The organism is Steroidobacter cummioxidans, assembly GCF_003104955.1.
The window spans coordinates 12574-38818 of record NZ_LSRW01000018.1 but is presented as its reverse complement, the minus strand read 5'-3'; the positions used below and the strand labels follow the sequence as shown (position 1 = coordinate 38818).

General features: G+C 62.7%; 26 protein-coding genes and 1 riboswitch. Of the genes, 17 read left to right on the top strand and 9 right to left on the bottom strand.

Features of this window, described 5'->3' with window-relative positions; genetic code table 11:
* Positions 1-5 precede the first annotated feature (5 nt).
* The 5 genes from D0550_RS35275 (at position 6) to D0550_RS11590 (ending at position 3266) form a co-directional block, all read left to right on the top strand.
* Positions 6-425, top strand: coding sequence for a hypothetical protein (locus D0550_RS35275; protein ID WP_174842487.1), 420 nt, complete (start codon positions 6-8; stop codon positions 423-425).
* Between the two features lie 111 nt (positions 426-536).
* A complete protein-coding gene (locus D0550_RS11605; RefSeq protein WP_116809358.1) occupies positions 537-1241 on the top strand; it encodes a MotA/TolQ/ExbB proton channel family protein in 705 nt (234 codons plus the stop codon).
* Between the two features lie 40 nt (positions 1242-1281).
* On the top strand, positions 1282-1788 hold the full coding sequence (locus tag D0550_RS11600; protein ID WP_116809357.1) for an ExbD/TolR family protein: 507 nt from the start codon (positions 1282-1284) through the stop codon (positions 1786-1788).
* Positions 1785-2345 (top strand): ExbD/TolR family protein, encoded by a 561-nt coding sequence (locus D0550_RS11595; protein WP_116809356.1) that lies wholly within the window; start codon positions 1785-1787, stop codon positions 2343-2345. The genes D0550_RS11600 and D0550_RS11595 overlap by 4 nt, the downstream gene beginning before the upstream one ends.
* 3 nt (positions 2346-2348) lie before the next feature.
* Complete coding sequence (locus D0550_RS11590; RefSeq protein ID WP_116809355.1) at positions 2349-3266, top strand: AgmX/PglI C-terminal domain-containing protein; 918 nt, start codon at positions 2349-2351, stop codon at positions 3264-3266.
* Positions 3267-3319: 53 nt separating this feature from the next.
* Here the strand turns inward: D0550_RS11590 and D0550_RS11585 are convergent, their stop codons facing one another.
* Positions 3320-3799, bottom strand: coding sequence for a GNAT family N-acetyltransferase (locus D0550_RS11585; RefSeq protein ID WP_116809354.1), 480 nt, complete (start codon positions 3797-3799; stop codon positions 3320-3322).
* Between the two features lie 188 nt (positions 3800-3987).
* On the opposite strand from D0550_RS11585, the gene D0550_RS11580 reads away from it, so the two are divergent.
* Entirely contained in the window at positions 3988-4482 is a 495-nt protein-coding gene (locus D0550_RS11580) for a ClpX C4-type zinc finger protein (protein WP_116809353.1), read from the top strand.
* A 6-nt stretch (positions 4483-4488) separates the two neighbouring features.
* Here D0550_RS11580 and D0550_RS11575 read toward each other — a convergent pair whose 3' ends face one another.
* Positions 4489-6306, bottom strand: a complete 1818-nt coding sequence (locus D0550_RS11575; RefSeq protein WP_116809352.1) for a monovalent cation:proton antiporter-2 (CPA2) family protein — start codon at positions 6304-6306, stop codon at positions 4489-4491.
* Between the two features lie 223 nt (positions 6307-6529).
* Between D0550_RS11575 and D0550_RS11570 the strand changes: the two genes are divergently transcribed.
* Together D0550_RS11570 and D0550_RS11565 are read left to right on the top strand one after the other, a co-directional pair.
* A complete protein-coding gene (locus D0550_RS11570; RefSeq protein ID WP_116809351.1) occupies positions 6530-7102 on the top strand; it encodes a nitrogen regulation protein NR(II) in 573 nt (190 codons plus the stop codon).
* Between the two features lie 48 nt (positions 7103-7150).
* Positions 7151-9865 carry a phosphoenolpyruvate carboxylase gene (locus D0550_RS11565; RefSeq protein ID WP_116809350.1) on the top strand — a complete coding sequence of 905 codons (2715 nt, stop codon included), beginning with the start codon at positions 7151-7153 and terminating at the stop codon, positions 9863-9865.
* Between the two features lie 6 nt (positions 9866-9871).
* Here the strand turns inward: D0550_RS11565 and D0550_RS34610 are convergent, their stop codons facing one another.
* A complete protein-coding gene (locus D0550_RS34610; RefSeq protein WP_153067126.1) occupies positions 9872-10084 on the bottom strand; it encodes a hypothetical protein in 213 nt (70 codons plus the stop codon).
* A 398-nt stretch (positions 10085-10482) separates the two neighbouring features.
* Between D0550_RS34610 and D0550_RS11560 the strand changes: the two genes are divergently transcribed.
* Positions 10483-11043 (top strand): MarR family winged helix-turn-helix transcriptional regulator, encoded by a 561-nt coding sequence (locus D0550_RS11560; protein ID WP_161965775.1) that lies wholly within the window; start codon positions 10483-10485, stop codon positions 11041-11043.
* Positions 11044-11144: 101 nt separating this feature from the next.
* Here the strand turns inward: D0550_RS11560 and folD (D0550_RS11555) are convergent, their stop codons facing one another.
* The 3 genes from folD (D0550_RS11555) to D0550_RS11545 form a co-directional block, all read right to left on the bottom strand.
* Entirely contained in the window at positions 11145-12038 is an 894-nt protein-coding gene (gene folD / locus D0550_RS11555; protein WP_116809348.1) for a bifunctional methylenetetrahydrofolate dehydrogenase/methenyltetrahydrofolate cyclohydrolase FolD, read from the bottom strand.
* 15 nt (positions 12039-12053) lie between these two features.
* Entirely contained in the window at positions 12054-13580 is a 1527-nt protein-coding gene (locus D0550_RS11550) for a malonate--CoA ligase (protein ID WP_116809347.1), read from the bottom strand.
* Positions 13581-13653: 73 nt separating this feature from the next.
* Positions 13654-14679, bottom strand: coding sequence for a diguanylate cyclase domain-containing protein (locus D0550_RS11545; protein ID WP_153067125.1), 1026 nt, complete (start codon positions 14677-14679; stop codon positions 13654-13656).
* A gap of 327 nt (positions 14680-15006) precedes the next feature.
* Between D0550_RS11545 and D0550_RS11540 the strand changes: the two genes are divergently transcribed.
* From D0550_RS11540 to folD (D0550_RS11520), 5 genes are all read left to right on the top strand, one after another.
* Positions 15007-15912 (top strand): carbohydrate kinase family protein, encoded by a 906-nt coding sequence (locus D0550_RS11540; protein WP_349770715.1) that lies wholly within the window; start codon positions 15007-15009, stop codon positions 15910-15912.
* Positions 15913-15957: 45 nt separating this feature from the next.
* Positions 15958-17145 carry a methionine adenosyltransferase gene (gene metK / locus D0550_RS11535; protein ID WP_116809344.1) on the top strand — a complete coding sequence of 396 codons (1188 nt, stop codon included), beginning with the start codon at positions 15958-15960 and terminating at the stop codon, positions 17143-17145.
* Between the two features lie 125 nt (positions 17146-17270).
* Positions 17271-17361: riboswitch (S-adenosyl-L-homocysteine riboswitch) on the top strand.
* 17 nt (positions 17362-17378) lie between these two features.
* The gene (gene ahcY, locus D0550_RS11530) at positions 17379-18797 is read left to right on the top strand and encodes an adenosylhomocysteinase (protein ID WP_116809343.1); all 1419 of its coding nucleotides are present in this window, start codon (positions 17379-17381) and stop codon (positions 18795-18797) included.
* A gap of 121 nt (positions 18798-18918) precedes the next feature.
* Entirely contained in the window at positions 18919-19767 is an 849-nt protein-coding gene (gene purU, locus D0550_RS11525; RefSeq protein WP_206606223.1) for a formyltetrahydrofolate deformylase, read from the top strand.
* Complete coding sequence (gene folD, locus D0550_RS11520; RefSeq protein WP_116809342.1) at positions 19764-20648, top strand: bifunctional methylenetetrahydrofolate dehydrogenase/methenyltetrahydrofolate cyclohydrolase FolD; 885 nt, start codon at positions 19764-19766, stop codon at positions 20646-20648. The genes purU and folD (D0550_RS11520) overlap by 4 nt, the downstream gene beginning before the upstream one ends.
* Positions 20649-20650: 2 nt before the next feature.
* Here the strand turns inward: folD (D0550_RS11520) and D0550_RS11515 are convergent, their stop codons facing one another.
* Positions 20651-21565, bottom strand: coding sequence for a hypothetical protein (locus D0550_RS11515; protein WP_153067124.1), 915 nt, complete (start codon positions 21563-21565; stop codon positions 20651-20653).
* 21 nt (positions 21566-21586) lie between these two features.
* The gene (locus tag D0550_RS11510; protein ID WP_116809340.1) at positions 21587-22231 is read right to left on the bottom strand and encodes a hypothetical protein; all 645 of its coding nucleotides are present in this window, start codon (positions 22229-22231) and stop codon (positions 21587-21589) included.
* Positions 22232-22379: 148 nt separating this feature from the next.
* Between D0550_RS11510 and D0550_RS11505 the strand changes: the two genes are divergently transcribed.
* A complete protein-coding gene (locus D0550_RS11505; RefSeq protein WP_116809339.1) occupies positions 22380-23471 on the top strand; it encodes an energy transducer TonB in 1092 nt (363 codons plus the stop codon).
* 2 nt (positions 23472-23473) lie between these two features.
* On the opposite strand, the gene D0550_RS11500 is transcribed toward D0550_RS11505, so the two are convergent.
* Entirely contained in the window at positions 23474-24367 is an 894-nt protein-coding gene (locus tag D0550_RS11500) for a rhomboid family intramembrane serine protease (protein ID WP_116809338.1), read from the bottom strand.
* 151 nt (positions 24368-24518) lie between these two features.
* Here D0550_RS11500 and D0550_RS11495 point away from each other — a divergent pair, with 151 nt between their 5' ends.
* Together D0550_RS11495 and D0550_RS11490 are read left to right on the top strand one after the other, a co-directional pair.
* Complete coding sequence (locus D0550_RS11495) at positions 24519-24881, top strand: helix-turn-helix domain-containing protein (protein WP_206606214.1); 363 nt, start codon at positions 24519-24521, stop codon at positions 24879-24881.
* Positions 24878-26134, top strand: coding sequence for a type II toxin-antitoxin system HipA family toxin (locus tag D0550_RS11490; protein ID WP_116809336.1), 1257 nt, complete (start codon positions 24878-24880; stop codon positions 26132-26134). The genes D0550_RS11495 and D0550_RS11490 overlap by 4 nt, the downstream gene beginning before the upstream one ends.
* Positions 26135-26245 lie beyond the last annotated feature (111 nt).

The window sequence follows — 26245 nt, the reverse complement described above, 5'->3', positions numbered from 1 at the left end:
ATGGGATGAGCACAATGCGTTTCACTCTGCCTTTACTACTGATCTTCAGCTCCGCCGCCGTAGTCGCGGCCGAACAGCCCACCTTGTCCGAAGAGGCGACGCAGGCCGGTCCCGCGGTCGACACGAGCAAGTCCGCAGCGCCGGCCCAGCGTGCCAGTGGCCCGCAAGCCATCGTGCGCAACGATCGACTCGATCTGGATACCACGACCGTGACCGGCAACCGCGAGCTGCCAAAGGTCATGTACGTGGTGCCCTGGAAGAAATCCGATCTCGGCGACCTGCCCGCGCAGCCGTTCAATACGCTGCTGGATGAGGCACTGACGCCCGTCGATCGTGACGTTTTTCGTCGTGAAGTGACCTACTACGGTGCAATCAACGGCGGCGCCGATGCAGCCGTTTCGCAACCTCCGCGCACTGAGAAGTAGGTCGCAGCACACGTATTTATGTAAGGCGATAAAGCCGGCCTCATTGCGCATTCAGCATCGGCTGCGCCCGTTTCGGATTCGAGTACCGCACCGCATAGGAGTTTCAAGACGATGGAATTGATACATTTCATGGTGAATTTCTTCCGCGAGGGAGGATTCTTCCTGTATCCGCTGGCCGCCATCTTCGTGATCGGCGTCGCTATCACCATCGAGCGTTTCATCTACCTGACCAACGAGACGACCCAGAACCGTCGTCTGTGGGCGCAGGTGGTGCCGCTGATCAACAACGGCAACTTCAAGCAGGTGGTGGCCATCACCTCCAAGTCCAAGTCGTCGATCGCGACCGTGCTGAACTACGGCATCGCGCGCCTCGCGAGCGCCCGTCGTCGCGATGACGTCGAGAAGGCCATGGACGAGAGCCTGCTCGAAATCATTCCGCGCGCCGAAAAGCGCACTCACTATCTGTCGGCGCTGGCGAACATCGGCATGCTCATCGGTCTGCTCGGCACCGTCATCGGCCTGATCGCGGCGTTCGCCTCGATCGCTCAGGCCAACCCGGCGGAAAAGGCCAGCCTGCTGGCCGCCAGCATCTCGGTCGCCATGAACAACACCGCTTCGGGCCTGTTCGTCGCCATCACGCTGTTGCTGGCGCACATGTTCCTGGAAGCCAAGACCACCAAGATGATCGACAGCCTGGAGATCGCCTCGGTGAAGTTCATGAACTCGGTGGTGGAGCGTCGTCAGGACGTGGATGTCGGCAACGACGACATGGCGCCGGCGCAGCCGCGCGGTCGCGCCGCTCACGGCGTCGCCTGATAGTTTGGAACGCCACCGGTCCGCGTTAAAGGGATAGACAATGGCTCAGTCCAAGGCACAGCGGCGCGTGATGCGCAACCATGCGCGCTATCGCGGCCGGCACGAGATCAATGTCGTGCCGATGATCGACATGATGATCATCCTGGTGTTCTTCCTGATCTTCACCGCGGTGTTCACCAAGACGAATATTCTGGAGCTCAACCTGCCGGGCGCCGACAGTGCGGTGCCGGACCTGCCCGAGGGGTTGAATCTGGAAGTGATCATTCGCAAGGACAAGATCGAGATTGCCGATCGCGGCACCGGACTACTCAGGACCGTGCCGACCACGGGCGGCAGCTACGATCTGGTCGGGCTGCAGGATTACCTGAAGCTGGTGAAGACCAAGTATCCCGACAAGACCGACGCGACCATCCTGCTGGAGCAGGATATTGCCTATGACACGCTGGTGCAGGTGATGGACACGGTGCGTGTCTTCAGCGTGGCCGAGAACAGCTTCAGTTATGGCGAGCTGTTCCCGGATGTGTCCGTGGGAGACGCGCCGACATGATCAATCGAATCAAACGACACCGCAGTCGCAAGCATGGCGGCGCCGAAGCGGCCGGCCACATGACGCTGGTGCCGTTCATCGACATGCTGATGATCCTTACGGTGTTCCTGCTCGTGCACAACTCCGACGTGGACATCCTGCCGAACACCAAGGCCATTGCCATCCCGCAATCGCTGTCGGACAAGAAGCCGCGACCGAGCGTGGTGGTGATGGTCACCAAGGAGGATCTGCTGGTGGATGGCAAAGCCATCGCCAAGGTTGCCGATGTGATCAGCTCGCCGGACGCGGTCATTCAGCCGCTGAAGCAGGCGCTGCAGGGCCAGGCCGACACGGTGCTGGTGGACGCGGCCAAGCAGGAGATCAAGGATCGCGAAGTCACCATCATGGGCGATCGCGGCACGCCGTACAGCGTGCTGCGCAAGATCATGGCGACGTGCACCGATGCGGATTACGGCAAGGTGTCGCTGGCAGTCGTGGAGCGTGAAGGCGCAGGTCCGAAAATCGGGCCGAACGCGAGTGCTCGCGCCGCGATGTTCACCGGTGCGGCGGGTAGTTAACTCATGAGCACACTCGCCCCTTACTATCGCTTGTATGACTTGCCTTGGTCGCCGACCGAGGAAGTCGAGGCTCGCTTCCGCAAGGTGGTGCGCAACGCGTTCATCGTGTTCGCCATCTTCGCGATCCTGATTCCTTTGCTGCCGGTGCCGGAGAAGTCCTTGATCAAGGCGCCGGAGATTCCGGATCGCATCGTCAAGCTGGTGATCGAGAAGAAGGTGCCGCCACCGCCGCCTCCGCCGCCCAAGGTCGAAGAGAAGAAGCCCGAGCCGATCAAGCCGGTGGAGCAGCCGAAGCCCGAGCCCAAGCCGCAGCCGACCGCTCGTGAGCGCGCCCAAAAGCAGATGGCGAACGTGGCGGATCAGCTCGCCGATCTGCGTGACCTGGCGGTGATCGACAAAGCCGCGCAGACCAAGAATCTTACTGGCAAAGTGGGTGAGTCGACGCGTTCGGAACGTTCGCTGCTGACCTCGAAAGTCGGCGCGAGCAGCGGCGGTATCAACACCGCGGCGCTGAGCCGCGGCTATGGTGGCGGTCAGGGTGCTCTCGAAGGTCACACCACAACGCAAGTGACCTCGGCCGTGCTCACTCAGCAGGCAGAGGACAAAGTGCAGCGTGGCGCGGGCAGCAACAAGCCGACACGTAGCGAAGAGGAGATCGAGCTGGTCTTTGTCCGCAACAAGGGCGCCATCGATACGATGTACCAGCGCGCTCGGCGCGACAAGCCGGAACTGCAAGGCAAGGTCGTGCTTCAGCTGACCATCGCGCCGGACGGTTCGGTGCAACGCTGCGAAGTCGTTTCCAGCGACCTCAACGACCCTGAGCTGGAACGCAAACTGGTGGCCCGCGTGAAGCTGTTCCGCTTCGAAGCGAAGGACGTCGGCACGATCACGGTTACCAAGCCGATCGAGTACCTCCCGTAATAGTCACGGCCGATCGATAGCCAGGGCCTCTTCCGTCATGGCAGAGGCCTTGTTTATTTCAGGGCCAGTGCAAAGAAGCGCGTGCCGGGCAGATACTTGTCGTTGTAGGGCGGCGTTTCGACGAAGCCGAGCTTGCGATAGAGCGCTTGCGCCGAGGTCATGCTGGCTAAGGTGTCCAGACGCAGCTGATCGAAACCTGCTTGCCGCGCGGCGGCGATGACGGCATCGATCAGGTGGTTGCCCAGGCCTACCTTGCGATGGTTGGGGCGCACATACAGGCGCTTCATTTCTCCCACGCCATCCCGCAACGGGCGAAGCGCGGCACAGCCGGCGACTTCACCATCCACGTATGCAATGAACAACGCTCCGAGCGGCGGCGCGTACGGCGCGGGCAACGCCGCGAGTTCGGCGGCAAATCCTTGATATTCGAGATCAATGCCGAGGGCGTACGCGTATTCTTTGAACAACTCGCGGACCAGCGTGATGAGTTCCGCAGTATCGGCCTGGGTAATTACCACGCTGCCAGAATGCATGCTTGCCGGAATCTATGACCCATCGATAAGTCTTAAGGTTAAAGGACCCCTTCGGTGCGCCGGAAGGCACACTCTGGACAGGAGGCGGGCATCACAGCCCGAGGACGGTGGCGTACTGTGAGGAATCCACGGATCTTATTCGCGCTTCTGACGTTCCTATTTCGAACCGCGTCCCCATATCCACACGCATGAGCAACGACCGACGAAATCCGCCTCCGCCCGTGATCGACGCAGCGCGAGTGGTGTCGTATGCGTTCGTGGACGACATTCCTTATTGCCATCCCAGCTCGCTGTTCACCGACGAGGCGATGATCGCCCATGTGCCGCGGCTGGCGATCGCGGTGGGCTTGGGAGCGCAGCCCGGCCCGCTGGTGTTCCATTGCGACGAGGACTGGATTTCGCTCGGCATCTCGGACGCGGAAACCGTCGAGCAGGCGAAGCAGGCCGTCGAGCGGATCTATCCTGGCGTCGGCGAGCGCTGGATCGACACCCATGTCAGCCTCGAGGAAGCGCTGGCGTACTACGACTCGGAAACGGCCGGCTTGAAATGTTCCTTCTGTGGCAAGCGTCCGTTCGAGGTCGAAGGCCTGATCGAAGCGCCGGCGGCGACCATCTGCCGCAGCTGTGTCGAAGAGTTCTACAGCGATTTCCAGGCCGACGTCGACGACGAAGTCGGCAACTGAAACCGTTCAAGCCGTCGCCTGAGTTTCCTCCCGGTCCGTGCCGTCTGAATCGGCACCACGCAGATCCTCTTCGAAGAGACCTTCCAACTCGTGCGCCGCCTGCTGCGCCGTCTGAATCAATTTCTGCTCGTCATCGCCGGCCTGTCGTTGCTGTTCCAGCAGCTTGCGGTCGTGAACATCGAAACGTCGGATGCTTTCCAGTGCTTCGGTGCGCGACAGGCCCAATGCTTCGAGCGTGTTCTGCGCCATATCGAGACTGGAGTAGTAGGTCTCGCGCATGAAATAACGCACGCCCAGATCCATGAGCCGGATCGCGTGCTGACGGTTGCGGGCGCGCGCGAAGATTTTCAGATGCGGGAAGTGTTTCTGGATGAGCTCGGCGGTGCGCACCGACGCCTCGATGTCGTCCATCGCCAGGACGAAGATCTCCGCACGAGCGGCACCGGCAGCTTGCAGCAACTCCAGCCGCGACGGATCGCCGTAGTAGACCTTGTTGCCGAAGCGACGCACGAAGTCGACTTGTGAGACGCTCGCTTCCAACGCCGTAAAGGAGATGCGTCGCATGCGAAGTACGCGCGCGATGATCTGCCCGACGCGACCGAAGCCTGCGATCAGTACGCGGCTGTTGGGATCGTCGATGGTGTCAAAATCGCGCGCCGCTTCGCCCTTGGTGTAGAGCGGCTCGATGAGTGCGGAGTGCAGCTTGATGAGCAGCGGCGTCATTGCCATCGAGATGGTCACGACGATCACCAGGGTCTGCGCCAGACTTCGTTCCATGACGCCATCGCCGACGGCGAGCGCGAACAGCACGAAGCCGAATTCACCTCCTTGTGCCAGCGATACGGCGAGCGGCGAGGCATTTCGCGCTGGCAGTCCCGCGAGGCGCGCCAGACCCCATAACAACAGTGCCTTGATGGCGAGCAAGCCAATGACCAGGCTCGCGATCAGCAGCGGTTGCTCGAGCAGCACGCTGATGTTGGTGGTCATGCCCACGGAAATGAAGAACAGGCCGAGCAGCAGTCCTTTGAACGGCTCGATGTCCGCCTCCAGCTCGTGGCGATATTCGCTTTCGGCGAGCAGCAGGCCGGCGACGAACGCGCCGAGCGCCATGGACATTCCAACCGCATTCACGAGCAGTGCGGTGCCGATGACCACGAGCAAAGCGGCCGCGGTGAACACCTCGGACACTTTGGTTTCAGCGACGAATCTCAGCAGCGGACGCAGTACGTAACGGCCGCCGAATATCAGCAACGCGAGCACGCCCAGGCCCTTGGCGGTGCCCAGCAACGTGGCGCCGAGCGATTGCGTGGCCCCGGTCGTGCCCAACATCGGCAGCACAGCAAGCATTGGCATCACTGCAATATCTTGAAACAGCAGGATGGCGAAAGCCGGGCGGCCGTGTTGTGTATTCAACTCGTGGCGCTCCGCCAGCAGTTGCAGGACCAGCGGCGTGGACGAGAGCGACAGCGCGAAGCCTGTGACGAACGCCGCATTCATCGGCAGGCCCAGTAAATATGCGATGCAGGTGAGAGCGATCGTGGTGCTGACGACCTGCAGCACGCCGAGCCCGAAAATGGAGCGGCGTAGCGCGCGCAGTCGCGATGGCTGTAATTCCAGGCCGATGACGAACAACAGCAGCACGATGCCAAACTCGGCGAGGTGCATCACGCCTTCGATATCGTCGATCACTGCCAGCCCGAATGGCCCGATCGCGACACCGGCCGCCAGATACGCCAGGATGGAACTCAGCCGCAGACGCCGAAACATCGGTACGGCCAGCACTGTGGCACCCAGAAAAACAGCGATTTGTCCTGTCAGAGTCATGGGCTTCTCGTCCTAAACAACGCTTCGGGGCGCAGCAAAGATCAGGCGGCTGCGGCACGGCTTGAGGTGGGTGTTGGCGATCGTATCAGTCGCATACCGCGCTCGGGCGGGGGCGGCATTCAGGGCGAGCCTCATGGGCCGAATCTGACACCGGGCCGATCATGGGACTGGTCACGGCGGCGTTTTCGTCCACTTGTCCAGCTACCCGCGGTCGTGATGGTTTATGGTCAACGATTGCGCGGATCCCCGCCCCATTTACATCATCGATGCACTGGACCAGGTCGTGTTCGTCAATCCTGCCTGGAGCCGTTTCATGGCGCCGGCACGCGGCGAGGGACCGGCTTTGTCCGAAGTGATCGGTCGCCCGATCTGGGATCGCATTCCCGACGGTGTCGTGCGCCAATTGTGGGAATTGCTTTACAACCGTGTCCGGGCGGTCGGTGGCCGTGTGTTCGTGCCGACGCGCGCCGATCGCGTCGATGAGCGACGTCTCATCGATATCGAGCTCAGTCGGCTCGCCGATGGCTCCATTCGTCACGTATGCGAGCCGGTGTGGCGCGAGGCAAGGCCGGCGGTGGCATTGCTCGATCCGGCCTATCCGCGCGACGAGCGCAGCCTGCGCTGTTGTATGTGGTGTCGGCGCATTCAAGTCCGCCTCGGCGCATGGGAGGAGATCGAGGATGCCCAGCAGACCCTGGCAATCCCTGCCGACAGCACCCTGCCGCGGCTCGAGCCGGGAGCCTGCAGCACCTGTAAACAGTCATTGCTGAAGACATTTCCGGCGCGCGTTGCCTGATGCCGACAGTCGGTGCGGCGGCACTCTCTGCTAAACTCCGCGCCCCCTATGCCTCGCTCCGACATCAGTTTTCCGCAGAAAGACGCCGACCTGCGGGAAGACGTCCATATGCTCGGCGCCTTGGTGGGCCAGGTCATTCGCGAGCAGGGCGGCGACGCTCTGTACGAAGCCGTGGAGAGCGACCGGCAATCGGCCATTGCCCGCCGGGAAGGCGACACCGCCAGCGGCCGTGAACTGACCGAGCGCACCCGCAATGTGCCGCCGGGGCAGGCACGCGATCTGGTGCGTGCGTTCTCGACCTGGTTCGAGATGGTCAATATGGCGGAGAAGGTGCATCGCATCCGCCGCCGTCGCCAGTATTTCAACGAAGGCAAGACCCAGCCCGGCGGCATCATCGAGGCCGTCAACAAGCTCAAGGCGCAGGGCCTGTCGCTGGAAGACGTCTGGCGCCTGATGCTGCAGATGTGGATCGAGCCGGTGTTCACGGCACATCCCACCGAATCCACCCGTCGCACCATCCTGCGCAAGCAACAGAAGATCGCGCAGCTGTTGTTGAAACAGCTCGGCTTGTCGCGCAACGCGAACGAGGCGCGCATACTGTGGGATCGCATTCGTAACGAGATCACTTCGGGCTGGCAGACGGCGGAAAATTCACGCGAGCGTCTGACCGTCGCCGACGAGCGCGAGCACGTGCTCTTCTTCATCGCCGAAGTGCTCTACAAGATCGTTCCGACGTTCTACGAGGAGATCCAGACCGCGCTCGAACAGGCCTACGGTCCGGAAGCGCGCGATCGCGAATTGCCGGAGATCCTGCGCTTCGGCTCCTGGGTCGGCGGCGACATGGACGGCAATCCGGACATTCATGCCAAGGCGCTGCGCGAGACCGTCGCGCGCCACCAGCAGATCATCGTCAACAACTATTTCCTCGAGTGCAAAAGCCTCTCGGAAGCGTTGTCACAAAGCGCATCGCGCGTTGGCGTCGCGCCCGAGCTGATAGCGCGCGTCGAGCATTATTCGGTACTGCTGCGCTCCGGTGGCAGCCTGTCGCCGGTCCGCCACGATCGCATGCCCTATCGTGTATTTCTGGGGCAGGTGATGGAGCGGCTGCGCGCGACATACGACGGGCGCGCCAATCAATACGAGGGCGTCAACGAGTTCCTCGGCGACATCAATCTGATCTCCGACAGCCTGCGCGCCAACAAGGGCGAGCACGCGGGAATGTTCCAGGTACGTCGACTGATCCGACGTATCCGCACGTTTGGTTTCCATCTGGCCACGCTGGATCTTCGTCAGAACGCCAGTGCGCATCGCGCCGTCATCGGCCAGGGATTCAACGATGCCGGATGGGCGACTCGCCCTAGCGGCGAGCGCACGGATCGCTTGCGGCATGCGCTCGAGCGCGATGAAGGTCCCACCAACGTGCTCGATGCGAGCGGCAAGCGCAGTCTGTGGGTGCTCGAAGCGCTGGCCCATTGCCGCCATCGCTACGGCGACGACGCGATCGGGGCCTATGTCGTCAGCTCGACCCAGGGTATCGACGACATCCTGTCGGTGCTGTTGCTGGCCCGCTGGGCCGACACCGCCGATCGCCGCACTGGCGATGTGCCGACCGACGTGGCGCCGATGTTCGAATCGGCGGAATCGCTGCAACGCTGCGGCGAGATGATGAAACAGCTGTTCGAGGAGCCGGTATACAAACGTCACCTCAAGGGCCGCGCCAATCATCAGTACGTGATGATTGGTTATTCCGCGAGCAACAAGGAAAGCGGCATCATGCGCGCGCGCTGGCTGATCCGTCAGGCGCAGGAGTCGCTATTTGCTGCCGCGGACGCGGCTGATATCGACTTGACGCTGTTTCACGGTCAGGCCGATGGCATCGATCGCGGCGGCGGTCGCACCGAAGTGCTGGTCAGAAGCGCTCCGAACGATGCGCGTCGTGGCCGCCTGCGCATGACCGAGCAGGGCGAGCTGATCAATGAGAAGTATGGCTTGCGCCCGATCGCGCTACGCGTGTTCGAGCAGGCGTTCAATGCATTGTCATTGTCGCGTGCGGGCGTGATGCCGCCGGAACGAGTCGAGCCGGCCTGGCGCGACGCCATGGAGCTGATGAGCAAGGAAAGCTCGCGTGTGTATCGCGCCATGGTGTTCGACGATCCCGAGTTCCATGACTTCTTCTGCCAGCTCACGCCCATCGATGTGATCGAGCGCATGCAGCTGGGCTCACGCCCCGTGTCGCGGCTGGATCGAGTCGGCATCGCCGCCATCCGTTCCATTCCCTGGTGGCATGCATGGTCGCAGTGTCGTTACATGATGCCCGGCTGGTTCGGCGCCGGCTCGGCGCTGGCGCTGGCAGCGCGCACGCTCGGCGACGCGGTATTGCGCGACATGCACGAGAACTGGTTCTTCTTTACCAATCTCATCGACGATGTCGAGCTGTCGCTGGCGCGCGCCGATATGGATATCGCGCGTGCTTATGAGCAGCTGGTGGATGAAAAGTACCGTCGCTTCATTCCCATCCTGCGTGCCGAATACGAGCTGGCCCGCCAGCAGGTGCTGAATATTCGCTGTTGCCAGCAGTTGCTGGAGGGCGCCGCGACGGTCCAGCGCTCCATCGTGCTGCGTAACCCGTACATCGATCCCATGCATCTGACACAGGTCGACCTGCTGCGGCGCTGGCGCGCCGGCAAGCGCGAAGATCGAGAGCTGTTGTCGGGGCTGCTGGCGACGGTGAGCGGGATCAGTCAGGCCTTGCAGGGCGCCTGAACCCGTTCAGTTCGGCTGCCTGTTCAGATAAGGCATCAGCCAGCCGACGATCACGTCGTGATTGACCGGCTCGCGCTCGCGGTTGCGCGCAAACATCTCCGGCTGGTCCTGTAACAACCTGAACGCGAATACGACCGCATCGGTCGCGTGCAGCCGCCGCGATTCCGGCAATCGGAACCACTCTTCTATGACGCGAGCTTGGGCTTCTGGTTGTTGCATGAAGCGTTCCACGGAGCGCGGCGGAACATAGCAGCCCGTTTTTATGGCCGCATCAGTTTTTTTTCTAAGTGTCCCGGCTGTGTGCGTGGCCGTGAAACGTCACTTGCGGTTCGCGGCGTGCAAACAGGCAGATAGCGTGTGGCGTGCAACAAATGGACAAATTTTGTCAGGTCCGCGCCGGGTGCGACTGCTGAACCGACCCAGAAAACACGGCAAATTCTCGCGCAGAAACATTCTCGCCGCGTTCAGCGTTTGCTGGTCATTGCATAACGCGAGAAAAGTGTCGAGAACGCCATGTTTACAACATTGTTTGGTGCGATGTTCTATTCAATCGCGATTGCTTGCGGCAGAATCCGCGTCCTCCTAATTTTCTCGGCCAGCGCCGAATTGGCACGTCAGTGAAAGCTTCGCAGAAGAAGCCGCGTCAGCGGTCAACGACCAAAACATCCTCGCCCTGGGCCGCGGTGTCGCGCAGTGGCTCGCATCTGAACGTGGAGGACTTCCTCACGTTCCGATTGACGCGGCTGTCGAACGCCTTGCGCACCAATCTCACCAAGCCCTATCTCGAACAATTCGATTTGAGCTTGCCGGAGTGGCGCCTGCTGGCGCTGGTAGCGCGCTTTGCGCCGATGCGCTTCTCGGAAGTGACGGTCCGCAGCGGCATGGACAAAGGACAGGTGAGCAGGACATTGCGAGTCATGGCGACGCGCGGGCTGACCAAGACCAAAACCATCAAGGATCGCGGTGCGCGCTCGACCGAAGCGCTGGCCGCGCCGGTGATGGTCTCCATCACGCCCAAAGGCACCTCCTTGTACAAAGAGGTGCTGCCCGTGGCACGCAAACGTCAGGCGGACATGTTGCTGACGCTGAGCGAATCGGAGCGCGCGTCGCTTTATTCAATCATCGACAAGCTGTCTGCCACGATCGGCAACGGCGACAGCGCCGGCGAAGTCGAATAAATTTCTTTTAATAAAGGCACAGGCTCTCCCGGCCGGGCGAGCCTGTGCACCTAGTCTTGGGAAATGCGTGGCGCCCGGCCACGCACCACGTTAGCGCAGGATTAATTGACGCCGATGAGCGGGCCGAGCGCGCCCGCTCGTGAGCGGATGGCTGCGTTCACCGTATTCATCAGCAGGCAGGCGATGGTCATTGGCCCGACGCCGCCGGGCACGGGCGTGATTGCACCCGCATGTGACAGCGCCGCGTCGAAATCGACATCGCCCACCAGCTTGTTCTTGCCGTCCGCGCCCGTGATGCGATTGATGCCCACGTCGATGACGATGGCGCCCGGGCGGATCCAGTCGCCGGCAATGGCTTTCGGTCGCCCGATCGCCGCCACCAGAATCTCGGCCTCGCGGCACAGCTGTGGCAAATCGCGCGTGCGCGAGTGCGCAATCGTTACAGTGCAGTCGTTTTGTAACAGCAGCTGCGCCATGGGCTTGCCGACGATGTTGGATCGTCCCACCACGACGGCGCGTTTGCCGGCGAGGTCGCGCGTGACTTCACGAATCAGGATCAAACAGCCGAGCGGCGTGCACGGCACGGTGGCGTCCTGGCCGAGCGCCAGCCGGCCGGCGTTGACCGCATGAAAGCCGTCGACGTCTTTGGCCGGGTCGATGGCGGCGAGCACCGCCGCGCTGTCTACACCTGCCGGCAGGGGGAGCTGCACCAGAATGCCGTGCACGTCGCTGCGCGCATTCAGCTGGTCAACCAGGGCAATCAACTCTGACGTGCTGGTGGTCGCCGGCAAGCGATGATCGAAGTGTTTCAGGCCGGCGGCGGCGGCTTGTTTGGTCTTGCTGCCGACATACACCTGACTGGCGGCATCGTCGCCGACCAGCACCACTGCCAGCCCTGGAATCACGCCCTGCGTGGCGAGCTCGGCGGTACGGGCGGCAACGCGTTCGCGCAGTCGTTCGGCGACGGCGCGCCCATCGATCAAGGTGGCGGTCATGCTGAAAATTCCTGATTAGTTATAAAGGTCACGATAGCGTTCGCGCAGGGCGCTTTTTTGTACTTTGCCCATGGTATTGCGGGGCAGCTCGGCGACGAACACGATGCGCTTGGGCAGTTTGAACCTGGCGAGTCTGGGTTCGAGCGCCGCGCGCAGGGTCGCTTCGTCCAGCGGCGCGTTCTTGTCGGGCACGACCACCGCGGTGACGCCTTCGCCAAAATCTGGATGCGGCACGCCGATGACGGCGCTTTCGGTCACGCCCGGCAGCGCATCGATTTCCAGCTCGACCTCGATGGGATAGACGTTGTAGCCGCCGGTGATGATCAGGTCCTTGCCGCGGCCGACGATGAAAACATAGCCCTGCGCATCGCGCTTGCCGAGGTCGCCGGTGATGAAGAAGCCATCCTTGCGAAACTCGGCCGCGGTTTTCTCCGGCATGCGCCAGTAGCCGGAAAACACATTGGGGCCGCGCACTTCGATCATGCCGATCGCGTCCGGCTCGTTGCAGGGCGCACCACTCTCCGGATCCGCGATACGCACTTCGATGCCGGGCAACGCCGGCCCGACCGATCCGGGAATCCGCCGGCCGTCATGCGGATTGGACGTGTTCATCAGGGTCTCGCTCATGCCGTACCGTTCCAGGATGGCGTGGCCGGTGCGCGCCTGGAATTCCCGATGCGTCTCGGCCAGCAGCGGCGCCGAGCCCGAAACAAACAGGCGGACGTTGCGAACCGTGTCCTGGGTCAGCCCCGAATGTTGCAACAAGCGCGTGTAGAACGTCGGCACGCCCATCATCACAGTGGCACGAGGCAGCAGGCGGACGATCTGATCCGCATCGAACTTCGCCAGGAACAGCATCGAGCTGCCCGATGCCAGCACGGTATTGATGGCGACGAACAAGCCGTGCACATGAAAGATGGGCAGCGCATGTAACAGCACATCGCTGGCGCTGAAGCGCCAGGCCTGCGCCAATGTCGTTGCATTGGAGGCCAGATTGGCTCGGGTGAGCATCGCGCCTTTGGAGCGGCCGGTGGTGCCGGAGGTGTAGAGCAGTGCCGCCAGGGTGGATGGATCGTGCGTCGAGTTCTCCGGCGCCGTGCCGGTGATGTCGAGCAGCGAGCCGCCGCCACGATCGTCCAATGTTTCTACATGCTTGACGCCGCACGCCGCCGCGATCGCCTGCACGTGCTGTCGATCGGCCGGCCGTACGACTGCGACAGTCGGCGCGGCGTCGCCAAGAAAGTATTCGAGCTCGGCGAAGGTGTATGCCGTGTTGAGAGGAACGAAGGTCGCGCCGAGCTGCAGGCACGCCAGATACAGCGCGATCGCTTCGGCGGATTTCTCGACTTGGGCGACGACGCGATCGCCGGGCTTCACGTCCAGCGTTGCGAGGGATCCCGCGAGCCGACGGGTGAGGGCGGCCATTTGACCATAATTCAGACGGCGCCCCTCGCCCGTCTCCAGCAGGACACGTTCTGGATCGGCAGTGGCGACGGTTTCCAGCCACCGTGCGGGATCGTCGGTGGCAATGGCATTCGACATCGGCGGGGTCTCATGAGGCGCGGATCGAGGCGCTCATGATAGCCCGCTGCCTCGCGGGAGGCAGTTGCGAGACTCAGGCCCGGCTGGAGACGGCGCGCTTTTCTTCGTACATGGCCGCGTCGGCACGCGCCAGCAGCGATTCGAGGTCTTCGTCGGTGGGGATGTCGACCAGCGTCATGCCCACGCTGATGTTCAGCGGGTAGGGGCGACGGTGGGTCTGGTTGAAGATCTGCAGATGATCGCGCAGGCGGCTGGCCAGGGCGTGCAGGTCCGGAGTGGAGTGCACGTGAGCCATGGCGACGAACTCGTCGCCGCCGATGCGCGCCAGGATGTCCGAGCTGCGAAATGTATCGCGCAATACTTCGGCAGTATCGCGCAGCGCCTGGTCGCCAGCCTGGTGGCCGAGTGTGTCGTTGATGCGCTTCAGGCCGTTCAAATCCATGAAGAACACGCCCATCGAGTAATGCTCGCGCTGGGCGACTTTCAGCGCCTGCTGCGCCAACTCGAAAAAGCCGCGGCGATTGCGCAGCTGGGTGAGCTCGTCGATCAGCGAGAGGTTCTGCAGCAGCTCGGCGCTCCGGCGCAATTCCTCTTCGCGCTCGCGGATGGCCTGTTCGGCGCGATGCTTGTGGATGGCCACCTCGATCGCACAGCGCAGCTCGTCTTCCTGGAAGGGCTTGATGAGGTAACCCAGCGGACCGGTCAGCACCGCCCGCTGCAACGTCTCGCTGTCGCGATGGCCGGTGAGAAAGATGATGGGCACATGCGAGCGTTCCTGCATCATGCGCGCTGCCTGGATGCCATCGATCTCGCCTCGCAGGCTCACATCCATGACCACCAGTTCGGGCCGCAATTGGGTCGCCATCGCCACCGCCTGCGTACCTTCGCTGGCCACGCCGCTGATGCGGTAGCCGAGGCGGGTGAGGGCTTCCATGAGGTCCTGCGCCACGATGCCCTCATCCTCGACGATGAGAATGGCCGGTCCTGCGGGCGCCGCCTGGGGCTCGGCCCCGGCGCCAGCGCCGGCACCGGCCGAGCCGTCGTCATCCGGCGACGCGCTGTGCCTGGTCGAGCGATCGAAGCGGTTGCGAGGCTCCACGTTGATCAATCCGTCACTCCCCTGGGGCGGACCCCGCCTTGGATAGCGCTTAACGCTTGAACCGACCTACGGGTTCATCGGTAATCCATTCGGCGCTCGCGCGGGGCCGATGGAACTGTCAGGTAGTAGGACGGGCAGCGGGCGCCTACAATCCCGGCGGCTCGCAAGTAGGCCGCGTCGCCAATGGCCGACGCGGACGATGCCCGCCTTTTCCAACAAACTTGGCCAACATACTTTGGCAGCCCGAAGGAGAACAGCGTTTTGACTCAGCATGCACAGGCCGGTGGACGGGCCCTGATCTGCGGCTCGGTGGCATTCGACACCATCATGGTGTTCGAGGACCGGTTCAGGAATCACATCCTGCCCGACAAGATCCATATGCTGAACGTGTCCTTCCTGGTGCCACAGATGCGCCGCGAGTACGGCGGCTGCGGCGGCAACATCGCCTACAACCTCAAGCTGCTGGGCGACACTGGATACCTCATGGCGACGGTCGGCCGCGATGCCGGCTTATACCTGGACTGGATGCAGCAGAACGGTATCCCGACCGACTACGTGCGCGTGCTCGAAAGCGAGCACACCGCGCAAGGCTTCGTGACCACCGATCTGGATGACAATCACATCTGGGCCTTTCATCCGGGCGCCATGCAGCACTCGCATGTCAACGAAGTTTCGCAGGTCGCACGACAGGCCGATCAGCCCATCAAAGTCGGCATCGTCGCACCCGACGGCCGGGACGGCATGATTCAGCACGCTGCGCAGTTCGCCGCGGCCGGCATTCCCTTTATTTTCGATCTGGGCCAGGCCATGCCGCTGTTCGACGGCGAGCACTTGAAGACCTTCATTGCGCAGGCCACATATCTGGCATTGAACGACTACGAGTGGCAGGTGGTCCAGCAGCGCACCGGCTGGAATGAAGCCCAAATACTCAACCACGTCCAGGCGCTGATCGTCACGCGGGGCGCGGAGGGCTCGGAGATTCATACGCGCGAGGGCAAAATCCTCATCCCGGCGGCCAAACCCAAGGCGGTGGTCGATCCCACCGGCTGCGGCGACGCCTATCGCGCCGGTCTGCTGCATGGCCTGATTCACGGTCGCGACTGGCAGACCACCGGACGGATCGCCTCACTGCTGGGCGCGATCAAGATCGAATCGCGCGGCACGCAGAACCATCGGTTCACGAGCGACGAATTCGCTACCCGCTATCGGGAAAATTTTGGTACCCCGCTGTAACCGCCGACGGGTTAGCATCCGCTTTCAAGTTAAAGGACCTTCTTAATGAGCAGCAGCAGCTTTCTTTTCACCTCCGAATCGGTTTCGGAAGGTCATCCGGACAAGGTGTCGGATCAGATTTCCGATGCCGTGCTCGATGCCATCCTGGCGCAGGACAAGTACTCGCGCGTCGCGGCCGAAACCCTGTGCACCACCGGTCTGGTAGTGCTGGCGGGCGAGATCACCACGGGCGCAGTCGTCGATTTTCAGGGTGTCGCGCGCGACACCATCCAGCGCATCGGCTACGACAACACCGATTACGGCATCGACTACAAAGGCTGCTCGGTGCTCGTTGCTTACGGTAAACAGTCGCAGGACATCGCGCAGGGCGTCGATGAAGGCCGCGGTATCGATCTGGATCAGGGCGCCGGCGACCAGGGCCTGATGTTCGGTTACGCGTGCGATGAAACGGAAGGCTTGATGCCGCTGCCGATTTATCTGTCGCATCGCCTGGTCGAGCGTCAGGCGCAGCTGCGCAAGAACGGCAAGCTGCCCTGGCTGCGTCCGGATGCGAAGTCGCAGGTCACGATTCGTTACGTCGACGGCAAGCCGAAAGAGATCGATACGGTCGTGCTGTCCACCCAGCACCATCCCGACATCGAGCACAAAAAGCTGGCCGAAGCGGTGATCGAAGAGATCGTGAAGCCGGTGCTGCCGAAGGAAATGATCGGCAAGAAGGTGAACTATCTGATCAATCCCACCGGCCGCTTCGTGGTCGGCGGTCCGCAGGGCGATTGCGGTCTGACCGGTCGCAAGATCATCGTCGACACTTACGGCGGCGCCGCTCCTCACGGCGGTGGCGCGTTCTCGGGCAAGGATCCGTCGAAGGTGGATCGCTCGGCGGCGTACGCCGCGCGCTACGTCGCCAAGAACATCGTTGCGTCGGGTCTGGCCACCAAGGCTCAGGTGCAGGTGTCGTACGCGATCGGCGTCGCCAAGCCCACCAGCATCATGGTCACCACGTTCGGCACCGGCAAAGTGTCCGATGAGCGCCTCGAAGAGCTGGTCGCGAAACATTTCGACCTGCGGCCCAAAGGCATCATTCAGATGCTCGACCTGCTGCGGCCGATCTACCAGAAGACCGCCGCCTACGGCCATTTCGGCCGCAGCGAGCCGGAATTCACCTGGGAAAAGACCGACAAGGCCGAGCTGCTGGCGTCGGAAGCGGGCGTGAAGCTCGCTGCTAACGGGTGAACGCGGATGCCTTTTCGAGGCGACTTAACGTCGCCTCGAACCGCGTGAACGCCGGTACACGGAAGTGCCGGCTGGCCGACGCTCCAGGGACGGCTGCTTGAGGATTTGTTAGACTTCCCCTTCCGCGATCCGAGGGGCGCTGCAGCAGCTCCGGAGTTCTTCCGAGACCTGCCAGGCTCGGCTCGCACCGCCTTAAGGCAACGGCGCCCTCCAACCATTGACGGAGAAACTGTATGAGCGCAGTCGCCAAGCCTGCTTCCCAGGGCGATTTTCACGTTGCCGACCTGTCCCTGGCCGATTGGGGCCGCAAGGAAATCCTGATTGCCGAGACCGAAATGCCCGGTCTGATGGCGATCCGTGAAGAGTTCGCGAAGTCCCAGCCCTTGAAAGGAGCCCGTATCACCGGCTCCCTGCACATGACCATCCAGACCGCCGTGCTGATCGAGACGCTGCAGGCGCTCGGTGCCCAGGTGCGTTGGGCGTCGTGCAATGTGTTCTCGACTCAGGACCACGCCGCCGCGGCCATCGCGGTGAAGGGCACGCCCGTATTCGCATACAAGGGCGAGTCGCTGGATGAGTACTGGGATTACACCCATCGCATTTTCGAGTGGGCGGACGGCGGCTACTCGAACATGATCCTCGACGACGGCGGCGATGCGACGCTGCTGCTGCATCTGGGCACGCGCGCCGAAAGCGATGCCAGCGTGCTGAACAATCCGGGCAGCGAAGAAGAGATCTGCCTGTTCAACTCCATCAAGGCCAAGCTCAAGGTCGACCCGAAGTGGTATTCGGTGCGCCTGAAGGCCGTGAAGGGTGTGACCGAAGAGACCACCACCGGCGTGAAGCGTCTGTATCAGATGGCGAAGGACGGCAAGCTCGCGTTCCCGGCCATCAACGTCAACGACTCGGTCACCAAGAGCAAGTTCGACAACCTGTACGGCTGCCGTGAGTCGCTGGTCGACGGCATCAAGCGCGCCACCGACGTGATGGTCGCCGGCAAAGTGGCGGTCGTGTGCGGCTACGGCGACGTGGGCAAGGGCTCGGCGCAGGCACTGCGTGCGTTGTCGGCCACCGTGCTGATCACCGAGATCGATCCGATCTGCGCGCTGCAGGCGGCGATGGAAGGTTATCGCGTCGTGACCATGGAAGACGCCGCTGCGCTGGGCGACATCTTCGTCACCACCACCGGCAACTTCCACGTGATCACTCACGATCACATGAAGGCGATGAAGAACAACGCCATCGTCTGCAACATCGGTCACTTCGACAACGAGATCGATGTGGCGTCGCTGAAGAAGTACACCTGGGAGAACATCAAGCCGCAGGTCGATCACGTCATCTTCCCGGACGGCAAGCGCATCATCCTGCTGGCCGAAGGCCGCCTGGTGAACCTGGGCTGCGGCACCGGTCATCCGTCCTACGTGATGAGCTCTTCCTTCGCCAATCAGACTCTGGCGCAGATCGAGCTGTTCGCCAACACGGCGCAGTACCCCATCGGCGTCTACGTGCTGCCCAAGCACCTGGACGAGAAAGTGGCGCGGCTGCAGCTGGCCAAGCTCGGCGTCAAGCTCACGCAGCTGACCGACGAGCAGGCCAGGTACATCGGCGTCGACAAGGCCGGCCCGTACAAGCCGGATCACTACCGTTATTGATCGGGGCTCCTGCCCGAGTTAGGAGATGACCATGTCCGACGGCTCGACTCCCGCCAGTCCCACCTCTGTGTCAGGCGCGGTGGCGCCGGCTCGAGGTCCGGGAGTGGCGAAGCCGCCGAGCATGGTCCTGACCACGGCCTGTCCCGACACCACCGGTGTCGTGGCGGCCGTGGCCAGTTTCCTCGCGGCCAACAACTGCCTCATCACCGAGGCTCAGCATTACGACGATCCGGTTTCCGATACGTCGTTCATGCGCACCGTGTTTCATGACAATGGCCATGGCGCGCCGTCGCTGCAGAAGCTCGACGAGCTGTTCTCGAATGCAGTCGCGCAACGCTTCGGCATGCGTTGGAAATTTCACGAAGCACAGCGCAAGTGTCGCGCGGTGCTGGCCGTATCTCAGCATGGTCACTGTCTCAACAGCATGCTGCATCGCTGGAGCACCGGCACCCTGCCCATTGAAGTCGTGGCGGTCGTCTCCAATCATCAGGACATGCGCAGCCTGAGCGAGTGGCACGGCGTGCCGTACCACTATCTGCCGGTACTCGCCGGACGCAAGGTCGAGCAGGAAGAGCGCATCATCGAGCTGTTCGAGAAGGTCGATGGCGAGCTGCTGGTGCTCGCGCGGTACATGCAGATCCTCACGCCGAGGGCTTGCGAATATTTCGCCGGTCGCGCCATCAACATCCATCATTCGTTTCTGCCCGGCTTCAAGGGCGCGAAGGCTTATCACCAGGCGCATGCTCGCGGCGTGAAGCTGATCGGAGCGACGGCGCACTATGTGACGACGGATCTGGATGAAGGTCCGATCATCGAGCAGGAAGTGGCGCGGGTGGATCACACCATGACCCCAGAGGAATTGGTGAGCATCGGCTCGGATCTGGAAAGCGTGGTTTTGAATCGCGCCGTGAAGTGGCACGCCGAGCGTCGCGTGTTCACCAATGGCAGCAAGACGGTGGTGTTGAAGTGACTGCGAAGATCATCGACGGCAAGGCGATTGCAAAGAAGCTGCGGGCGGAATATCACTCGCGCGTCGATGTGCTGCGGTCACGCCATAACGTGACGCCCGCGCTGGCCGTCATTCTGGTCGGCGACAATCCGGCCTCACAGTCCTACGTTCGTAACAAGATCGCCGGTTGCAAGGAAGTTGGCATCCGCTCCGAGCTGGTCGAGTTGCCCGCCAGCACCACCGAGGAGCAGGTACTCGATCACATCGAGCGCCTCAACAACGATGTCACCGTGCACGGCATTCTGGTGCAGTTGCCGCTGCCGGCGCACATCAGGGTGTCGAGCGTGCTGGAGAAGATTTCTGTCGAAAAGGATGTCGACGGCTTCCATCTGTACAACATGGGCGGCCTGGTCACCGGCAATACCGTGTTCTCGCCGTGCACGCCGTATGGTGTGCAGAAGATCCTCGAGCACGAGAACATTCGCGTCGAAGGTCAGAACGTGGTCGTGGTCGGCGCCAGCAACATTGTCGGCAAGCCCACCGCGCTGATGTTGATGCAGCAGGACGCAACCGTGGTCATCTGTCACAAGAAGACACGTGACCTCGGGCATTTCACATTGCTCGCGGACATTCTGGTGGTTGCTGCGGGCGTGCCGAATCTGATCGTGCCGCAGATCGTGAAGACCGGCGCCGTCGTGATCGATGTGGGCTTCAATCGCCTGCCGGATGGCCGCATCGTCGGCGACGTCGATTTCGAGGGCGTGAAAGAAAAGGCCTCGTACATCACGCCGGTGCCCGGCGGCGTGGGGCAGATGACGGTCACCATGCTCCTGCACAACACCATTCTGTCCGCCGAGCGCGCCGCGACCGCGACGACTTCACCGTTCCGTCGGCGCGCCTGATCTCAAGCGATTTGGGCCACGCGGCGAAATAACAGCGCCGCGAGCTGCGAGCCCATGCCGCTCGCCACGTACACCATTTTGTTGTTGTCGGTGAGCTTACGTAACCAGTCGAACGCGCCGCCGTCGACCAGGGGAATGGCAGCGCCGTCCGGTGTGCCCGCATCGAGCATGAATCTCAGACCGTCGTAATACTGGTGTTCCAGCGGGGCCAGCGTCGCCGGCATCTCCGGGATAGCTGCGGCAATTCGTTTGGCCAGATGCGAGCGCTCGGGTGTGCTGAGCAGGCGCAGGGTGCGGTCGGGGAAGCGGTAGCCGTGCTGCTCCAGCCGATCGAGTGCCGCGATGTGAGTGCGAATGTGCTCTATCAAGGCATCAGTCACGAAGCCATGATCCTTGCGCTCGTGCGCGGCCGAGGCCAGACAAAACATTCTGAAATGCGCCGCAAATCCTGGCCGCTTCGGTATTGCCTGCGCGCGCACGCAACGATGACTGGTAGTGAGCTTGATCACGGCGCCCGGCGCTTCTCGTAGTCGCTCGGCGCATTCCAGTGCGAGTACGTTGGTTGGATCGGAAACAACTTCCGTGCCGCGCGCGGTCGAAACAACTCTGTTCTGGCTGGTGAGCGCGACCGCGGAACAGGTTGCGAGCGGCGCAAGTGGCGATAGTTCGAGAGCTTCGAACTCGGCGGCGGCCGCGAGCAGATGCGAGTCGAGCTCATTCAGCGTGCGCTGATTTACCGCACACGGCTCGACGAAACGATCGCTTTGCCACTGCTGGCGAACTTGGGCAGCCGTGCGTTGCGCGGCTCGCTGTTCGATCACCGACAGTAATAACGACCACAGCTCGGTCGCGGCCAGGCCCTGCGTCAACGCCTGGCGCAGCGTTTCGTCGATGGATACATGGTCCGTGCGGCTCATGATCGGCCGAGAGTACACGAGTTATGGCACAGGTGGCGTCTTGCGCAGGTGCTCGAACAGATCGCCTCTCGGCTCCGCCTTGCCGATGGAGCCACTGCAGAAGAACATGGGAACGCCGGCGAACGGATCGCTCGGCTGCGCATTGGAATCCCCTGGGCGCATGAAGCAGTTCTTGCCCAGCCAAATGATCGCATTGCTGAACGCGTCCTTGTCCATGTCGCCGAACTTGTGCCGCGGCGGTGCGCCGAATGGGGAGGGTGGCAATTTCACTTGCGGCTCTTGGGGCTTCGGGCCGAGTGCTCGATAGTTGTCTCGCGCGGCGTCGGCGGCGGCGTCCGCGCCGGATTGTTTCCAATCGGGCAGGGCCGTGGCTGTGGCGGAGGAGGCCGGCAGGCCTTCGTCGGCGGACTGAAATGGAGCGAGGCGCGGCAGGGACGGTGGCTGCACCGCTACGGCGGGCGGCAGGGCATCCGGGATGCGCAATAGCCCCCGGTCGTCGCTGGCGCTCGGGATCAGTATCAACCGGCTCGGGGCGGAGTGATCGCGAATACGCTCATGCTTCTCCTTCAATGGGATGAGCAACGCCGCCAGATGGGCGGCCAGGACCAGCGTGAAGATGGCCGGTCGAATGGCGCGGTCATCGTGCAGAAAATCCCTCGCTGCCACGGGTTCCCCAATAGTCCATTGAATGTAGCGGTCAATCCTCGAGCCAATAGAGGCGGGGGCGTGGCGAAGGTTCAGTCGGGAGCGCACCGCTGGCGCCGCTGCCAAGCATCGCGGACAATCTGTGCATCAAAAGCTTCGAGACGGGGATATGCGATTCGCAGTGATTGCTTCGAAGACGGCCATGCTCTCGGTCATCGGGCTGGTCGCGGCTCTGCCACTGAGCTCGGCCTACGCGGCCTGCACCCGGCCGAATTTCAAGATCACCATTCCGGACGGCGCCACGGCGACCGAAGCGGAGATGAAGACGGCCGCCCAGGCGCTGGTGAAGGTCGATCAGGAGATGAGCGAATACCTGCGCTGTATCAAGGGCGACGCGAGCCAGTCGACCGTGGGCAAGGACGAGGCGACCCGCGAGAAGCTGGTACAGGCATACGTCGACGCGCACAACTCGACCACCGACGAGCTGGCCGGCCTGGCGGCCTGCTACAACGATCAGGTGGAGGCGTTTCGCACCACTAAGGGCGGCCCCGGCGGCAAGACCGCGGATTGCAGCGCTCAGATGGCCGCCGCGAAAGTTCGCACCGACGCGCCGGCTCCTGGCGGCACGCCGAGGCCCAGCAGCATCGTGAAGGAAGCGGATGGATATTCCTTCGAGCTGGAAGGCGGTGCGTGGAGCTACACGCTGATCCGTGACGAAACGCCGCGTTATTGCGGCGGGGAAGGACAGAAGCATTGCCTGCGGCGCACGGTGTTCGTCACCAACGGTTCCGACCAGGACCTGGAATGCAAGGCCTATATCAAATACGACGGCACTGACGCCAAGGGCAATCCGCAGCCCGGATCCCAGGCCGTGGTCCTGAAGAAGTCGATTCGCGCCGTAACTGCGAGCATGGCGGAAGAGGGCGTAGGTGCCGCCACCTTTGAAGCGAGCTGCAAGCCCCGCCAGCCCCTGCCGGCGCTCAAGACCGAAGCGAACTGCAAATACGAAGTCGTGAAGCCGGTGAATATTTCCGACTTCTATCCCGACGAGGCGCGCCAGCTCGATGAGCAGGGCCCGGTGGTCGTGGAATTCACCGTGCCCGGCAAGGCCGCCAGCCCCACCGATGTCAAAGTGGTCGCGAGCAGCCTGTCAGCTCGACTGGATCAAGGCGCGGTGCAAGCGGTGAGCGCGATGATCATGAGCAGCCAGTGCAAGAATCAGCGCTATCGATTGCGCTTGAATTTCCAGCTCGAGGAATAGCCTCAGCGCATTGCGAACAGCCACGTGGCGGCCAGCGTCGCGAGGGTGAAGGCGCTGGCTGCGAGCTGTAGGGCGCTCGAATCGAAACGACGCTCGGGAATTTTCCCGAGCGCAAGGCCGAGCAGGCAGCCGCTGACAAACCCGGTCACATGCGCGACGACGTCGGTGCGCTCGCCGCCGGCACCGAGAAAACCAAGCAGCATCACACCGGCGATCAATGGGCCGAGCCGTTTCGCCCAACGCAGATTGGTGGCGCTTTCGAGCGTCCACGCATACGCGCTGAGGATGCCGAGCGCTGCGAACACCGCCGTCGACGCGCCGATCGAACGTTGCTCCGGCGGCATCACCAGCGCATCCAGCCCATTGCCCAGCATCGCGCCGATCAGAATGCTGGCCCACGCGACGCCGCCGCCCATGGCGCGTGACGCGAGAAAACCGAAGACGGAGCCAAACGCCAGATTGCTGAGCAGGTGGCCAACGTCGGCGTGCAGGGTGAGTGCGGTCACCACGCGCCACCATTCGTGGGTCGCCGGAATCGCACCGTTCAATGCGCCTGCCTCGAGCCAGTCGAAACCGAACGCGCCGATGCCTGCGGCGTAGGCCACCGCCATCATCACCAGCGCGTACAGAATCGATCCGGTCCAGGCGTGCGGCCGATGCTTCGGCAGCTCGAGAACGGGAGCGGGCGCTTTGATTTCCTGGGCCGCCTCGGTCAGGTGGCGAATGGCCAGGGCGGCCGACTCCTCAGGGACCACGACCACGAACACGCCACCACGCACGATAGTCCACGAATGGATCCCGACCGCCGACAGGATCAAAGTCTGCTGGTCGCACTCGGGCATTCGCAGCGAGCGAAACACCTCGACCAGATTGGGAGACGCGTCTTCGGGGGGCATATGTCGTGTTTTTTCCGGCCGGTCCGCAGGGGTGGGGGCGGCCAGTCGGGATTCCAAGGCGGCGCCACCCGAGGCCAGCCTGAACTAACATAGAATTGACCAAAATCGCCATTTCGATAAACTCTATGTTATGCCTAGCACTCCCCAAGCCTTGCAGGCCCTGCCGCCCGCCGCCAGCCAGGCGCTGCGTGCCCTGGGCGAAAACCTGGCCGTGGCCCGCATCCGGCGCCGGGAGTCCCAGCGGGCCTGGGCCAAGCGTCTGGGCATTTCGGTGCCCACGCTGATCCGGATGGAGCGCGGCGATGCCGGCGTCAGCGTGGGGATTTACGCTACCGCCCTATGGCTGATGGGGCGTGTCGGCGCCCTGCCCACAGTGGCGGCTCCAGCCGAGGATAAAGGCGCTCTGGAGAGTGACGTGCGCAGCGCTCTAAAACGCCGAGCCGTTCGTTCCGCCGCCTCGGTCGAAGCGCGTCTGGCTCGTGGCAAGCGGGCGAAGAAACAGGTGCGGACATGAGTCATGCGCGCAAGCCGGCGCCTTATCAACCGAGCGACCAGCTTTATCTGTGGCTCGTGACTCAGCCGGCGCGGCCGGTTCTGATTGGCGAGCTGCATCTTGTGAGAACGACGCGCGGCGTGTCGTTGCGCTACACGCCCGAATGGTTGGAGCGAGGTTTTCCGCTGAGCGAGGACCTGCCGCTGATCGGCGAGGAGTTGCTGCCCACCGAGCCCAACATTGCGATCGGGGCGGTGGACGATGCGCGGCCGGATCGTTGGGGCGAGCGCGTCATTCGGTTTCTCGACAAGCCGCCGCGCTTGTCGCTGCTCGAATATTTGTATTTTGCCGGTGACGACCGTTTCGGCGCGCTCGGCGTTTCCACGTCGGCGCAGGAGTATCAGCCCAGGCGGCTCGGGCCGCTGCCGGCACTGGGCGATACCGACACCATCCACGAACTGATCCGTAAAGTGCAGGACAACGAGCCTGTGCCCGACTCGCAAAAGCGTTTGATCTCTCCGGGAGTGACGCTCGGCGGCGCGCGTCCCAAGGCGCTGCTGGATATCGCTGGCGAGCAGTGGGTGATCAAGTTTTCCGATGGCGAGCCGGCGGATACGCCTTTGGTCGAGCATGCCACCATGCTGCTCGCACAGAAGGCAAGCATTCGCGTCGCGCAGACGCAGGCTGTGCGGCTCACTCATGGTCATGCCGTCGCGATCAAACGTTTCGATCGCGACCAGGGGGCGAGATTGCACTGTTTGTCCGCGAGCGTGGCGTTGCGAGCCGCGGCTGAGCGCTTCGGCTATCCCGAGCTGGCGCAGCTGCTGCGGCGCCGCGGCGTGGTCGAGCGGGATCAAAACGAGTTCGATATGCAGGAGTTGTTTCGCCGCATGGTGTTCAACATCCTGATCGACAACACCGACGACCATGAGAAGAACCACGCCCTGATCGTCACCGATGCTCAGCAGTACCGCTTGTCGCCCGCCTACGACGTGCTGCCTTCCGGGCAGGCGTTGGGCTTTCAGCAGATGCGAGTCGGTGAGGACGAGGCCGATTCTACGCTCGCCAATGCGCTGTCGATGGCGCCGTTGTTCTCGCTGAAAAAAGCTGCGGCGATCCAGCAGGTACGTGAGGTCGTGACCGTCGTGAACCGCTGGCAGAAACATTACGCCGAGTGCGGCGTGACGCCAGGAGATATCGAGCTGTATGCCCAACAGATCGATCGGCCGTTCCTGCTGGAGCAGCGTCAAGAGTTCACGAGCTGGTTTTCATGACACCGCCGGCCCAATCATGAACGACATTTAACGACGGTACAGGCCCGCTGCGGGAACATGACGATGCGCCATTCGTCCAAGCAGTATGGCCCGCGTCCAGGTTCGGGTGTT